Source organism: Micromonospora sp. bgisy143 (genome assembly GCF_057708145.1).
Window position 1 is genome coordinate 443,301 of the sequence record NZ_JBYIRN010000001.1, and the last position, 12,520, is coordinate 455,820.

The 12,520-nt window shown below is 72.3% G+C and carries 14 protein-coding genes; 8 read left to right on the plus strand and 6 right to left on the minus strand.

Features of this window, described 5'->3' with window-relative positions; all coding sequences use genetic code 11:
- The first annotated feature begins 40 nt into the window (after positions 1 to 40).
- Complete coding sequence (locus tag AC3EN4_RS02095) at positions 41 to 1,225, plus strand: hypothetical protein (protein ID WP_435204258.1); 1,185 nt, start codon at positions 41 to 43, stop codon at positions 1,223 to 1,225.
- Here AC3EN4_RS02095 and AC3EN4_RS02100 read toward each other — a convergent pair.
- From AC3EN4_RS02100 to AC3EN4_RS02110, 3 genes are all read right to left on the minus strand, one after another.
- Positions 1,209 to 2,093, minus strand: coding sequence for a hypothetical protein (locus tag AC3EN4_RS02100; protein ID WP_435204259.1), 885 nt, complete (start codon positions 2,091 to 2,093; stop codon positions 1,209 to 1,211). The genes AC3EN4_RS02095 and AC3EN4_RS02100 overlap by 17 nt on opposite strands.
- A 5-nt stretch (positions 2,094 to 2,098) precedes the next feature.
- Positions 2,099 to 2,617 carry a SigE family RNA polymerase sigma factor gene (locus AC3EN4_RS02105; protein ID WP_435204260.1) on the minus strand — a complete coding sequence of 173 codons (519 nt, stop codon included), beginning with the start codon at positions 2,615 to 2,617 and terminating at the stop codon, positions 2,099 to 2,101.
- Between the two features lie 61 nt (positions 2,618 to 2,678).
- Positions 2,679 to 3,050: a MerR family transcriptional regulator gene (locus tag AC3EN4_RS02110; RefSeq protein ID WP_435204261.1), complete on the minus strand. Its 372-nt coding sequence runs from the start codon at positions 3,048 to 3,050 to the stop codon at positions 2,679 to 2,681.
- A 58-nt stretch (positions 3,051 to 3,108) separates the two neighbouring features.
- On the opposite strand from AC3EN4_RS02110, the gene AC3EN4_RS02115 reads away from it, so the two are divergent.
- Positions 3,109 to 4,017, plus strand: coding sequence for an NAD(P)-dependent oxidoreductase (locus tag AC3EN4_RS02115; protein ID WP_435204262.1), 909 nt, complete (start codon positions 3,109 to 3,111; stop codon positions 4,015 to 4,017).
- Between the two features lie 62 nt (positions 4,018 to 4,079).
- Positions 4,080 to 4,820, plus strand: coding sequence for a hypothetical protein (locus AC3EN4_RS02120; RefSeq protein ID WP_435204263.1), 741 nt, complete (start codon positions 4,080 to 4,082; stop codon positions 4,818 to 4,820).
- Between the two features lie 12 nt (positions 4,821 to 4,832).
- Here AC3EN4_RS02120 and AC3EN4_RS02125 read toward each other — a convergent pair whose 3' ends face one another.
- The 3 genes from AC3EN4_RS02125 to ligD (AC3EN4_RS02135) form a co-directional block, all read right to left on the minus strand.
- Complete coding sequence (locus tag AC3EN4_RS02125; protein ID WP_435204264.1) at positions 4,833 to 5,900, minus strand: hypothetical protein; 1,068 nt, start codon at positions 5,898 to 5,900, stop codon at positions 4,833 to 4,835.
- A 411-nt stretch (positions 5,901 to 6,311) separates the two neighbouring features.
- Positions 6,312 to 7,229 carry a non-homologous end-joining DNA ligase gene (gene ligD, locus AC3EN4_RS02130; protein WP_435204265.1) on the minus strand — a complete coding sequence of 306 codons (918 nt, stop codon included), beginning with the start codon at positions 7,227 to 7,229 and terminating at the stop codon, positions 6,312 to 6,314.
- Positions 7,219 to 8,160, minus strand: a complete 942-nt coding sequence (gene ligD, locus AC3EN4_RS02135; RefSeq protein ID WP_435204266.1) for a non-homologous end-joining DNA ligase — start codon at positions 8,158 to 8,160, stop codon at positions 7,219 to 7,221. Before ligD (AC3EN4_RS02135) ends, ligD (AC3EN4_RS02130) begins: the two co-directional genes overlap by 11 nt.
- An 85-nt stretch (positions 8,161 to 8,245) precedes the next feature.
- Here ligD (AC3EN4_RS02135) and ku point away from each other — a divergent pair, with 85 nt between their 5' ends.
- From ku to AC3EN4_RS02160, 5 genes are all read left to right on the plus strand, one after another.
- On the plus strand, positions 8,246 to 9,268 hold the full coding sequence (ku, locus tag AC3EN4_RS02140) for a non-homologous end joining protein Ku (RefSeq protein ID WP_422737930.1): 1,023 nt from the start codon (positions 8,246 to 8,248) through the stop codon (positions 9,266 to 9,268).
- Between the two features lie 79 nt (positions 9,269 to 9,347).
- The gene (locus tag AC3EN4_RS02145) at positions 9,348 to 9,986 is read left to right on the plus strand and encodes a DUF4241 domain-containing protein (RefSeq protein ID WP_435204267.1); all 639 of its coding nucleotides are present in this window, start codon (positions 9,348 to 9,350) and stop codon (positions 9,984 to 9,986) included.
- Between the two features lie 99 nt (positions 9,987 to 10,085).
- Positions 10,086 to 10,811, plus strand: a complete 726-nt coding sequence (locus tag AC3EN4_RS02150) for an FKBP-type peptidyl-prolyl cis-trans isomerase (RefSeq protein WP_435204387.1) — start codon at positions 10,086 to 10,088, stop codon at positions 10,809 to 10,811.
- A 190-nt stretch (positions 10,812 to 11,001) separates the two neighbouring features.
- The gene (locus AC3EN4_RS02155) at positions 11,002 to 11,826 is read left to right on the plus strand and encodes an SCO6745 family protein (protein WP_435204388.1); all 825 of its coding nucleotides are present in this window, start codon (positions 11,002 to 11,004) and stop codon (positions 11,824 to 11,826) included.
- A 32-nt stretch (positions 11,827 to 11,858) separates the two neighbouring features.
- Positions 11,859 to 12,512, plus strand: coding sequence for an HAD family hydrolase (locus AC3EN4_RS02160; RefSeq protein WP_435204268.1), 654 nt, complete (start codon positions 11,859 to 11,861; stop codon positions 12,510 to 12,512).
- The last annotated feature ends 8 nt before the right edge of the window (positions 12,513 to 12,520 follow it).

Consider the following 12,520-nt stretch of genomic DNA (forward strand, 5'->3'; position numbering starts at 1 on the left):
CGGTACGGGCGACCCCCCACCGAGCCTCCGAGGAGCGCCCGTGCCGCCCGAGCCCGATCCCACCGACCGCCACGCCGCACCGCACGCCGCCGACGCCGCCCGGGCCGACCGCCTCGCCCCGCCGCAGGCTGACCCCGACCTCGCCGACCGTCCCGCCGGGCCGCTTGCCGACCCGGACCCTGCCGGCCGTCTCCCGCTGCGTCGGCGGCTCGTGCCGGTGGTGGCGTTGCTGCTGCTCGCGCCCTGGGCGGCCGAGTGCTCGTGGGGCGGTTTCGCCATCGACGACTTCCTTCCGGTGATCATCGGCCTGGGCCCGATGTACGGCGGGGCGGCGATCCTGATCCGGGAGACCGCCCGACGCCTCGGCGCGGGTTGGCCGACGATCGTGCTGCTCGCCGCCGCGTTCGGCGTCCTCCAGGCCGGTCTGGTGGACCAGTCGCTGTTCAACCCCGGCTACCTCGACGACACCCAGTACGCCGACACCCGCGCCGCCGCCGAGGCGTCACTCGTGCCGGGGCTCGGGTTCAGCCTCCGGCAGGCGTACGACTACGTGGGCAACCACATCCTGCTGACCATCTGCGCGCCGATCGTGTTCGTCGAGTCGTTCCTCGGTGCGAAGCGACGGCGTCGGCCATGGCTCGGGCGACCCGGGTTGGCCGTGGTCGCGGTGCTCTACCTGCTCGGCAGCCTGCTGGTCTTCACCTCGCCCGAGGGCCGGAAGAACTTCCTGGCCAGCCCGCTGCAACTGAGCTTCGCCACGGTTCTCGTCCTCGCCCTCGTCGCGGCGGCCCTGCTGCCCCGCTGGCGTCGTACCCGTCCGCGCCGGGTCCGGCGGGTACCGCACCCGGTCTGGGTCGGCCTGCTGATCGTCGTCGCCCACCTCTTCACCGACCCGACGCCCGGTTGGCCGGGAGTGGCCGTCGCGCTGGCGCTCACCGCCGCGCTGGGAGCAGTCGTCGTGTACTGGTCGGGGAGCGAACGTTGGGGGCAGCGGCATGTGCTCGCCGCCGGCTCGGCGAACGTGGTCAGCGCCGCCGCGTTCGCGTACCTGGTGCCGCCGTACTCCCCGGCGAGCCCGGCGGCGGCCCTGGCCGGCGACGTCGCGGTGAGCCTCGTGACCCTGGCCCTGGTCGTGGGCGCGTGGTGGCGGCTGGGCCCTGCCCCGTCCGGCCCGGCGTCCACAGACGTGGACGCCGGGCCACCTGCTGCTACTCCGAGATCATGACGACGTCGGTCGGGCGGTCGACCGTCACCTCGACGCCGTAGTCGAACAGTTGGAGGGTCGAGGTGACCGTCCCCCGGTCGAGCCGGCCCTTCGCCGTCGACTCCCAGGTGACGGCGAGCGCCACCGTCGCGATCCGGCCGTCGCGGTCCAGCGTGACGTCACCGGCCGTGCTGGTCGAGCCGTCCCGGTCCGCCGTCGAGTACGTGACGTGCAGGGTGCCGTCCGGGTTCTCGATGACCGTCGCGTTCGCGCTCCGCAGCGCGGCGAACAGGGCGGCCGGGTCGGGTGCGGCGGCGCCCAGCACGGCGTTCCCGTCACCCTGCAACGAGAGGCGGTCGTACCGGCCGGGGTACTGCCCGTAGCGGCCGTACATCTCGCCCGGTCCCTTGTCCGGCGGCAGTTCGCCCTGCGGTCGTTCCGCGCCCTCGTACCGGGTACCGTCGATCAGCAGCTCGGTCTGGATCGAGTCGTCGTGCGGAACCCGGACGTACCCCGTGGCGGTCCTCGGGTCGAACGCGCCCTCGTACGTCAGCCCGCCCGGTCCTGAGTTGGTGAGCCGCATCCGGTAGCTGATGTTCTCGCTGGCGGTGGCCGCCGAGACCAGGCGCAGCTCCGGCGAGACCTGCTCCGGACGCGCCGCCTGGGCGGTGACGCCGGGACGCTCGGGTGGGGCGTTCGTCGTCACCGTGACGGCGGTGCCGACGCCCAACGCCAGCAGCGCGCAGGTCGTACCGGCCAGGGCGGTGGCCCGGCGGCGGCGACCCCGCCGACCGCGTTCGAGCAGCGCCGGCACGTCGGGGGCGGAATCCGGTTCGCCGTCCACGAGGTCGTGGAGTCCACGTACCAGACGGTCGTCGATGTCGTTCATGACTGTCACCTGCTCACCGAGTCGAAGGATCTGTTCAGGAGGTGTCGCAACGCGCCCAACGCCCGGGCGTTCTGGCTCTTGACGGTGCCCAGCGAGCAACCCAGCACCTGGGCGACCTCGCGCTCGCTCAGGTCCTCGTAGTGGCGCAGCACCACGACCGCGCGTTGCTTCGCCGGCAGCGCCAGCAGCGCCCGGCGCAGCACGTCGGCGTCAGGGTCGCTGCCGCCGCCCGGGGCGGCCCGGTCGGGGACGTCCGCGACGAGGCTCTCGCGTCGGCGTCGCCGCCAGATCGAGGTGTGGTTGTTGACCAGCGCCCGGCGCAGGTAGGCGTGCGGGTCGTCGAGCCGGGACAGCCGCCGCCACCGCTCGTAGACCCGGACCAGGCTGTCCTGGAGCAACTCCTCGGCCCGCCACCGGTCGCCGCAGAGCAGCATGGCCAGCCGGATATGTCGCTCCCACGCCACCTCGACGAACGCGACGTAGGACCGGTCCGCCGCGGACAGGGGTCTCTGTTGGTCGGTCACGCCCCTACCACGCAGCGGGCCCGTGGAAGGTTGTCACGGGCGCGTGGACGTTTTCGGACCGTCAGTGGGTGGGCCGCCGGGTCGCAGGGCCGGCCTGGATGAGCCGATCCAGCACAGCGCGGGCGGCGGCGAGCCGATCCATGGACGCCGTGATGCGGGCGCGCTCCACCGCCAGCGCGTCGAGCAGTTCGGGGCAGGTGGGAGCCAGCACGGTCACGTCGTCGGGGATGCAGGGAAGGATCTCGGCGATGGCCGCGGTGTTCAGGCCGGCGGACAGCAACAGTTGGATGTGTCGCACCGTGCCCACGGCCTGCGGGTCGTAGTGGCGGTAGCCGCTGGCGAGCCGGGCCGGTCGCAACAGGCCCTGCTCCTCGTAGTAGCGCAGGGCGCGTGGGGTGGTGCCGGCCGCCCGCGCCAGTTCGCCGATCCGCACCCCGACAGCAGATCAGGGCTTGACCTTCACGTCAACGTGAAGGTTTAGCGTCGCGGCTGTGACACACCACAACCTGGACAATCAATCCGCCACCGTCGCCGTCCTGGGACTCGGCCCGATGGGCCGGGCGTTGGCCGCCGCGTCCCTCGCCGCCGGCCACCCCACCGTGCTCTGGAACCGCTCACCCGACAAGGCGACCGCGCTGGTGGCCCAGGGGGCGGTGCTTGCTCCGACGGTGGCCGACGCGGCGCAACGGGCATCGGTCGTCATCGCCTGCGTCATCAACTACGAGGCGGTCCGCGCCGTGCTGTCGGGGCTCGAACGCCCGCCGAGCGGACCGTTCGTCAACCTCAGCAGCGGGCACGCCGCCGAGGCACGGGAGACGGCGAGCTGGGCGGCGCAGCGGGGCGTCAACTATCTCGACGGCGCCATCCTGACGCCCGCGCCGACCATCGGGACACCAGCCGCGACGATCCTTTACAGCGGTCCACGGGCCCTCTTCGACGAGAACCTTCCCTGGTTGGAGAGCTTCGGTGGCACCAACGCCTACCTCGGCGCGGACGTCGGCACGGCGGCGGCGTACGAGATGGCGTTGCTCGACCTGTTCACCATGTCGGTCGGCGGGCTCGCGCACGCCTTCGCCCTGGCCATCACCGAGGGCATCGCCCCGACCGCGTTCGCCCGCTTCGCCAGTGGGATCGGTGCCCTGTTGCCGGACCTGGCCGACCGGTTCGCCGCCCAACTCACGTCCGGGACCTTCACCGCCGACATCTCCACCATCGCGTCGGCGGGCTCGGCGGTCGCCCATGTCCGCGACGCCGCGATCGCGCGCGGGGTCGACCCCGCGCCGCTAGAGGCCGTGCAGTCGATCATCGAACGGGCCATCGCGGCGGGTCACGGCGGCGACAGTTACGCCAGGCTGGCCCGGTCGCTCGTACCAGCCGATGCGGCGGAGGCGGCACGCTGATCACGGTCGGCGAGGGACCGCACGATTACACTCACCCCAGCCGACCTGGAGGGGGCCGCGCAGTGGGTGAGGTGCTGTCCACGGTGGTGCAGATCCTCCACTCGTACGTCACCAGGTTGCTGGACCGGCGGGCGGTGTCGCAGGACGCGAAGGTCGGGAGCCACCTGCTGGAGGTGATCCTCACGCTCCAGGAGTTGTGCCTCAACGGCGACCGCCTGCTGACCCTGGCCGACGCCCTGCTGTCCGACGCCGACCCCCGCGCGGACGACCAGGCGGAGTTCACCGCCCTGCTGCACCGACAGTCCACGCTGATCACCCAACTCCGACGCGGCATCGACGACGCCCGCGCGCTGCTGGCCACCGTCGACGTGGACTTCGCGTTCGCGATGGCGCCCTTCCTCGACGGCAAGTCGGGTCTGTTGACCCGCTGGCAACAGCAGGCGGCGCTGAGCCAGTTCTCCACCACGACGCTGTTCTTCCTGCCCGCCGAGGCCGTCACGCGGGTGGTAGCCGCCCGTCCGGCCGCCTCGACCAGCAGCGAACTCGGCCGGAACCGGACGGACTTCGTGCTGGTGATGGCGGACGAGGTGCGCAACGCCCGCCGGCGGGAGGTGGCGGACATCCGCGCCGTGGCCGACGACGAGCGCGTGACGGTACGGCGTGAGGTGGAGCACGCCCGCGCCGAGATCGACGCCGCCCGGGTGTTGTGCGGCCGACTGCTGACGGCAACGCAGGAGGCCATCGGCCCGGAGGCCACCGCCCGGCTACGACGTACGCTGACGCCCCGACCGCAGCAGCAGTGACGCAGCATCGGTTCAGTCGCCCGGATCGCGGTCCCAGTCGAATCCGGCGCGCGCGAACGCCACGCTGCCGTCGCCGGTCGCGTACACCTTGATCGCTTTCAGGCCCAGCGATCGGCTGAGCCGGTCCAGGTTCGCCATGATGAGCTGGAAGAGCCCGGTGTCGGTGGCGTCCTCGGTGATCCGGATCTCGTCCAGCATCGTCAGCCGCCGGGGGAAGGAGAGCCGCAGCTCGAGCAGCACCCACAGGACACCGGACGGCGCGATGCGCAGCGAGACCGCCGCTCCACCGTCGGCGTAGAGCGAAATCTCCACCTGCGCCTCGGGCAACTCCGCCGTCAGCACCTCGGAGAACTGGCGCGGCGTCAGCTTCATCCACTGTCGCCAGGCGGCGAGCGCGGCCTCGTCCGCCCGGCCGACCGTCAGCGTCGGTTCCGCGGCCCGCAGGTCGGCAACGGTCAACGCCTCGATCTCGGCCGGCCGCTCCAGGGCGCGGGCCTCCTCGTACGGCGTCAACGACACTCCCGCCTCGACCAGCAGCCGGTCGAAGTCCGGGTCGGGCCAGTACGGGGCCGGCGCGAACTCGCCGACGCGCCACCACAGCTCGTGCCACAGCCGTACCGCGCGCAGCGGACGGATGCCGAGCCGCATGGCGGCCACCAGGACGCACCGGTGCAGTTGCAGCGTTCCCGCGAGGGCCGCCAGGTTCGCCCTCGGCTCGTCGTAGGCCCGCAGGGCGGCGACCGAGTTCCGGTCCAGTTCGCTGTACGCCACCAGCTCCGGCATGTCCGTCAGCCGCACCGGGATCGAGGAGTCGAGCAGGGATTCGAGGTCGGCCGGCTCCCAGGCGATGTCGTCGTTCAACAGGATCATCCGCAGGTCCCGGCCGTGTTGACGGATCACGACCTGGAGGATCGGCTCGTCGTTCGGCAGTGTCCGGTGGTTGAGCCACACCACCGCCTCGGGGTAGAGCCGCAGGCTCACCTCGATCGCCGGCACCGTGACGCGCAGCGCCGGTCCGTCCTGCTCGACCCGTAGGGCACGAAGCTCACCCAACGCATCGATGACTTCACTCTGAAGCATCGAAGCACTGTAGCGGTCGTCAGCCAGACCGGTCTCATCCGGGCAGTTCCGACCGGCGTCCACCAAATGGTCTTCGCGCCGACGCCGCAGCCGACGCACGGTCCGAACCGTCGGCCCGTCACACACGGCGACATCCAGGTCCGGGGTCACCCTCACCTTCGCGCCCTTTGCTCTGCTTCAGCCGACGCAACACACACGCTCCGTGCGGGCCGCGCCCGCCCGCCCGTCCTCGCCAAAACTGCAGAACAGCAGGTAGAACTCGGTGTTGCGTCGGTTGAAGCAGAGCAAAGGGGTTGAGCAGGGTGGCCGGGGCGGCGGCGGGCAGCGGAGGCGGTCACACTGAGCTACAGGTGGCGACGACACCGGTCAGACACCCACCGTTACGTGGGTGACCCGAATGACCGGGCTGGGCTAGCGTCCGCCGGGCAGTTCCGGGCCGCCGTCGAGCAGCGGTTCGAGCAGGTCGCCGTACTCCTCGACCCGGTCCAGGACCTCGGCGGCGGTGAACTGGCGCACGGCCGGCTTCCGGCCGCGAGCGCCGGCCTCGACCTCGTCCCAGGTCAGCGGCGTCGATACCGACGGCGTCCGCTGGGCGCGCAGCGAGTACGGCGCGACGGTGGTCTTCGCCGCGTTGTTCTGGCTCCAGTCGATGAAGACCTTGCCGGGGCGCAGGTTCTTCGCCATCTTCGAGACGATCAGCTTCGGGTGCGCCTGCTCCAACTCCTGGGCGATTCGCCGGGCGTAACCAGAAACAAGATCGGACGACTGGGTGCCGGCGATCGGGCAGCAGAGTTGCATGCCCTTCTTGCCGGACGTCTTCGGGTACGAGTCGATGCCGTCGTCCGCGAGCCGGTCGCGCATCAGCACCGCCACCGGGCAGCACTCGGCGAGCCCGGCCGGCGGTCCGGGATCCAGGTCGACCACCATCATGTCGGGATGTTCGTCGACCTTCCACTGCGGCGTGTGCAGTTCCAGCGCGGCGAGGTTGGCCAGCCAGACCAGGGTGGGCAGGTCGTCGGCGACCACGTAGTCGATGGTCTCCCGGCCCTTGGTCGACCCGGGCGCGGGCAGCGTCTCGACGCGTACCCAGTCCGGGGTCGCGGCCGGTTTGTTCTTCTCGAAGAAGGACTTGTCGTCCACCCCGTTCGGGAAGCGGATCCGGGTGACCGGCCGGTCGGCCAGGTGCGGCAGCAGCACCGGTGAGATCCGGGTGTAGTAGTCGATCACCTCGCCCTTGGTGAAGCCGACGGCCGGATAGAGGATCTTGTCCAGGTTGGACAGCTCCAGCGCACGGCCCTCGACGTCCACCCGCAGCTTCTCAGCCGGCATCGTCGACCTCCTCCGGCGGCTTGTCCGGGCGCAACCGCAGCACCCGGGGGAAGCGCAGTCGGCCGTCGGGGGTGCGCTGGCCGTACTTCACCTCCACCACCACCCGTGGTGCTACCCAGATGGCGCCCCGGGCATCCTCGCGCGGCACACCCGGCGCGAACGGTGACGTGCCGGAGCGCAGCGGCTCCAGCTCGGCGAGGAGCTGCCGTTCGATGGCCGCCCCGATCCCGCCGCCGACCCGACCCCGGTAGATCAGCCGGCCGTCCGGACCGGGCACCCCGACCAGCAGCCCGCCGATACGGCGCGCGCCCGGCCGCCAGCCCCCGATCACGAAGTCGCCGGTCACCTCCAGCTTGACCTTCACCCAGTCCGGCGAGCGCACCCCGGGGCGGTAGACGGCCCCGACCCGCTTGGCCATCACGCCCTCCAGGCCGTGCTCGCCGGCGGCCTCGTACGTCGCCGGGCCGTCGGCGAAGACCGGCGGCACCGCCCACCGCGCGCCGCCGAGCGCGAGCGAGTCCAGGGCCTCCCGGCGGCGCTCGTACGACCAGCCGGTCAGGTCGTCGCCGCGCAGGCGCAGCAGGTCGAAGATCATGTACGTCACCGGCATGACCGCCGCCAGCCGGGCGGCCTTGGCCCGGTCCCGGACGTGCATCCGCTCGGCGAGGGCGGTGAATGACGGCTGCCCACCCTCGCCCAGCAGCACCACCTCGCCGTCGAGCAGGACGTCATCAATCTGCTCGGACAGGGCGGCCAGTTCGGGGTACGCGGCGGTGATCTCCACGCCGGAGCGGGCATAGAGGTGCTGAGCACCGCCGGAGATGTCGGCGAGCGCCCGGACCCCGTCCCACTTGAACTCGTACGCCCAGCCGTCACCGGCCGGGAGTGGCCCGGTCATCGCGAGCATCGGCTTGAGCGGCGCGCCGGGCACGACCCGACTGTAGTAGCAGGCCGAACACCTCGCGTGGAGTTCGTCCGGATGCGAGCATGGTCGATATCGGGGAAGGGAGCGCAGGATGCGTGCCATCTGGAAGGGAGCCGTGTCGTTCGGGCTCGTCTCGATCGGGGTGAAGCTCTACTCGGCGACCGAGGAGAAGGACATCCGGTTCCACCAGGTGCACCGCGAGGACGGCGGCCGGATCCGCTACAAGCGCACCTGCTCGGTCTGCGGCGAGGAGGTCACCTACGACGACATCGCCAAGGGCTACGACATCGGCGGCGGCGAGATGGTGATCCTCACCGACGAGGACTTCGCCGACCTGCCGCTGACCAGTTCCCGGGCGATCGACGTGCTGGAGTTCGTCCCCGCCGAGCAGGTCGACCCGATCCTCTACAACAAGGCGTACTACCTGGAGCCGGAGGGCACCGCCACCAAGCCGTACGTGCTGCTGCGGGACGCGCTGCTCGACTCGGAGCGGGTGGCGATCGTCAAGGTGGCGCTGCGCCAACGTGAGCAGCTGGCGACGTTGCGGGTCCGCGAGGGTGTGCTGCTGCTCAACACCATGCTCTGGCCGGACGAGATCCGTACCCCCGACTTCGGCTTCCTCGACGAGGACCTGAAGGTACGGCCGCCGGAGCTGGCGATGGCCAGCTCCCTGATCGACTCGATGACCGCCGAGTTCGAGCCGGACGTCTTCACCGACGACTACCGGGCCGCGTTGCAGGAGGTCATCGACGCCAAGGTGGAGGGTCGGGAGGTCGTCCAGCCGGAGGAGGTCGAGGAGGCCCCGGCCGCGGCGGTGGACCTGATGGCCGCGCTGAAGGCGTCGGTGGACCGGGCCCGGGCGGCACGCGGCGAACAGCCGTCCCGGGGTGGCGGCGGCGAGCCGACGCCCATCTCGTCGGCCCGCTCGGCGCAGAAGGCAGCCGAGAAGAAGGCCGCCAAGGCGCCCGCGAAGAAGACCGCCACGAAGAAGACCGCCGAGAAGAAGGCGGCCGAGCCGGCGAAGAAGACCGCCGCCAAGAAGACCCCCGCGAAGAAGGCCGAGCCGGCGAAGAAGACCGCGGCGCGCAAGACCGCACCCCGCAAGAGCGCCTGAGGTACGCGCCACCGCCGGTCCGTCGGTGTCCGCCGAACCGGGTACGCTCCGCCGGCCGTCGGCCACCGGAGGAGCACCCATGCCGTACACCCCTGACCTGGACCGGTTGTTGACGCCCGGGGCGCGCTTCACCGACGAGCACGGCGCGTACCTCGTCGAGGCCCACCCACTGGGCGACGTCGTACTGCCGACCGGCCGGGTGGTCGGGTGCGATCCGCTGGTGGTGCCGGAGGCCGAGCCGTACACGGTGGCCGTCGCGCCGGGGCGGTACCCCGCCCGCGCCTGGGTGGCCGTGGTGCTGCGGGCGGACGCCGAGGTGGACCGGCGGGTCGCCGCGCTGGAGCTGGTGATCAGCGCCGAGCCGACGACCCGCTGGGAACCCGCCGTGGTGGGTGACCAGGACGTCGCCGACCTCGGCGACGACGACTACTTCGGGTACGGCGTGGACGCCGGCGCCGGCACGCTGGCCGACCCGACCGCGCTGGCCGCCCTGGAGAGCTGGGACGAGGAGCGGATCGAGGACGTCTTCATCCCCGCCGAGCTGCCCGCGTCGCCGGTTCCGGGGCTGATCACGGCCGTCCTGGACGAGGTCACCGGCGCGAACGTCGTCACGGTGGCCACCGGCTGGGGGGACGGCTGCTACGGCACCTGGATCGGGCGGACCGCCGACGGGCGGGTCACGTCGTTCGTGACCGACTTCATGGTGGTCCCGGAGTAACCCGGCGGACGGCGTTTCTGGACGATTCGAGGCGTCCGGGGCGGGCACAGCGGGCCGCTGGGCGGGTACCGTGTGCGTCGGCTTTCCCCCCGGCACCGGGTGCCGGCCACACCTTCGCAGCAGGGAGTCGACGACGTGAGCGAGCGCACGCAGGAGAACCGGTCGGAGGGCCAGAGCCCCGCGACGAAGGCGGGGCGGCGGCTGGCCGCCCAGTTGGCGGCGCAGAAGGCGGCCGAGGCGAAGCGCCGCCGCCAGGCGTGGGCCGGCGGGCTTGCCGGTGTCGCCGTGATGGCGCTGCTGATCGGCGGTTTCGTCTGGATCGACAGCAACCGGGACGACAAGCCCAGCAACGCCTCCGGCGCCAACCCGTCCGCGTCCGCCCCGGCGGACGCCCCGGCTCAGGACGCCCCCACCGCCCCGCCCGCGCCGCAGCTTCCCGAGGGCGCCGACCCGGCGTTGGGCACCAAGCCGACGGTGAAGGCGGGCACCGGTGAGCTGAAGAAGCTCACGGTCACCCCGATGATCAAGGGCACCGGCCCGGCGGTCAAGAAGGGGCAGAACATCACCACCAACTACGTGGGCGTCTTCTACAAGGACGGCAAGGAGTTCGACTCGTCCTGGAACGCCGGCCAGCCGGCCACCTTCCCGATCGGCGTGGGCCAGGTCATCCCCGGCTGGGACCAGGGCCTGGTGGGCGTGACCGTGGGCAGCCGGGTGCAGCTCGACATCCCGGGCGAGCTGGCGTACGGCAACGACGAGGCCAAGGCCGGCGGCCGGCCGACCGGTCCGCTGCGCTTCGTGGTGGACGTGCTCGCCGCCCAGTGACCCGTCCGGATCGTCCCGGTTGTCGCCTTCGTGCGATGGCCTTGTTCACATGGGGCTTCCTGACCGTCACCCTCCGGCAGTAGGTTCGGCGTCACCCCGGGCGGCCCGCCGTCCGGGGTGACGACGTGAACGCGGGACGGTGGAGGTGCGTGTGACGGCGCTGGACGTGGCCGGGCGGACCGCTCGGGTGATGTGGACGTACTTCGAGCCGGTGCACGCGGTCACCTACTTCCACCCTCGGGCCCGCGCAGCGTACGAGGCGGTCGGGCTGCGCGGCTACTGGCGCGGCTACTTCGCCGGTCGGGCCGCGCCGCTGGGCGCCGCCGACGCCCCACCGGTGGTCGCGGCCTTCTTCAGCTTCGCGCCGCCGATGGTGAGCCGGGCCCTGCCGGCGGTGTGGCGGCTGGCCACCCCGCCGGAGGCGCTGCGCGCCCGGCTGACCGGGGCGGTGCAGGCACTGGCCGAGCTGACCTACGAGCTGCCCGAGGGGCATCTGGCCGAGGCCGCCGACCTGTTGGAGCGGGCCGCCTCGACGGCACAGACCGCCGGTCGGGTGCTCGGCGCCGCCAACGCGGCGCTACCGGTCGGCGAGTACCCCCTCGCCCGGCTCTGGCAGGCCGCCACCACGCTGCGCGAGCTACGCGGCGACGGACACATCGCCGCCCTGGTGGCCGCCGGCTTGGAGCCGGTGGAGGCGCTGGCCTGGCGCGTCGCGGTGGACATGTCGGCACAGAGCCTGCTCGGCCGGGGCTGGTCCGAGGAGCAGTGGCAGGCCGCCCGCGAGCGGCTCACCCGGCGCGGCTGGCTGGCCGACGACGGCACCCCCACCGACGCCGGTCACGCCGATTTCCAGGCGATCGAGGACGCCACCGACCGGGCCGCCGGGCATCCGTGGCAGGCGCTCGGCCCGGGCGACACCGACCGCCTTCGTGAGCTGCTGGAACCGATGGCCCGGTCCTGCCACACGGTGATCCCGCCGGACAGCCCGATCGGGCTGCCCGCGCTGCCCGCCTGACCGTGGGTCCCTCCGTCGGGCAGGATGGGCCCGTGGTGGATGCGGTGGTCTTCGACCTGGACGGCGTGATCGTGGATTCCGAACCGGTGTGGGAGGAGGTCCGGCGGGCGTACGTGGCGGCACACGGTGGCGTCTGGCAGCCGGACACCCAGCGCCGGCTGATGGGCATGAGCACCGGCGAGTGGGCCCACTACCTCAGCGGCGAGCTGGGCGTGCGGCGCACCGCCGCGCAGGTCGCCGACGAGGTGGTCGGGGAGATGGCGCAGCGCTACCGGGAGCACGTTCCGTTGATCGACGGCGCGGACGACGTGGTGCGCCGGTTGGCCGCGCGGTGGCCGCTCGGGCTGGCGAGTTCGTCGCCGACCCGGCTGATCGCGGCGGCGCTGGCCGCCACCGGCCTGACCGACGCGTTCGGCGCGACCCTGTCCACCGAGGAGACCGAACGGGGCAAGCCGGCCCCGGACGTGTACCTGAGCGTCGCGCAGCGCCTGGGCGTCGACCCGGCCCGCTGCGCGGCCGTGGAGGATTCGTCGAACGGCGTACGGTCGGCCGCGGCGGCGGGGATGCGGGTGGTGGCGGTGCCGCACGGGTCGTACCCCCTCGATCCGGACGCCGCCGGGCTCGCGGCCGTGACGCTCGGGTCGATCGGTGAGTTGACTCCCGAGCTGGTGGACGGCTTGGCATGACGGGATCG

What these genes read in the sequence shown, in the direction of transcription:
- AC3EN4_RS02155 (WP_435204388.1), top strand. Translation starts at nt 11,002, where the DNA reads ATGTGGACGTACTTCGAGCCGGTGCACGCGGTCACCTACTTCCACCCT.
- AC3EN4_RS02100 (WP_435204259.1), bottom strand. Translation starts at nt 2,093, where the DNA reads ATGAACGACATCGACGACCGTCTGGTACGTGGACTCCACGACCTCGTG.
- ligD (WP_435204265.1), bottom strand. Translation starts at nt 7,229, where the DNA reads ATGCCGGCTGAGAAGCTGCGGGTGGACGTCGAGGGCCGTGCGCTGGAG.
- AC3EN4_RS02145 (WP_435204267.1), top strand. Translation starts at nt 9,348, where the DNA reads ATGCCGTACACCCCTGACCTGGACCGGTTGTTGACGCCCGGGGCGCGC.
- ku (WP_422737930.1), top strand. Translation starts at nt 8,246, where the DNA reads ATGCGTGCCATCTGGAAGGGAGCCGTGTCGTTCGGGCTCGTCTCGATC.
- AC3EN4_RS02125 (WP_435204264.1), bottom strand. Translation starts at nt 5,900, where the DNA reads ATGCTTCAGAGTGAAGTCATCGATGCGTTGGGTGAGCTTCGTGCCCTA.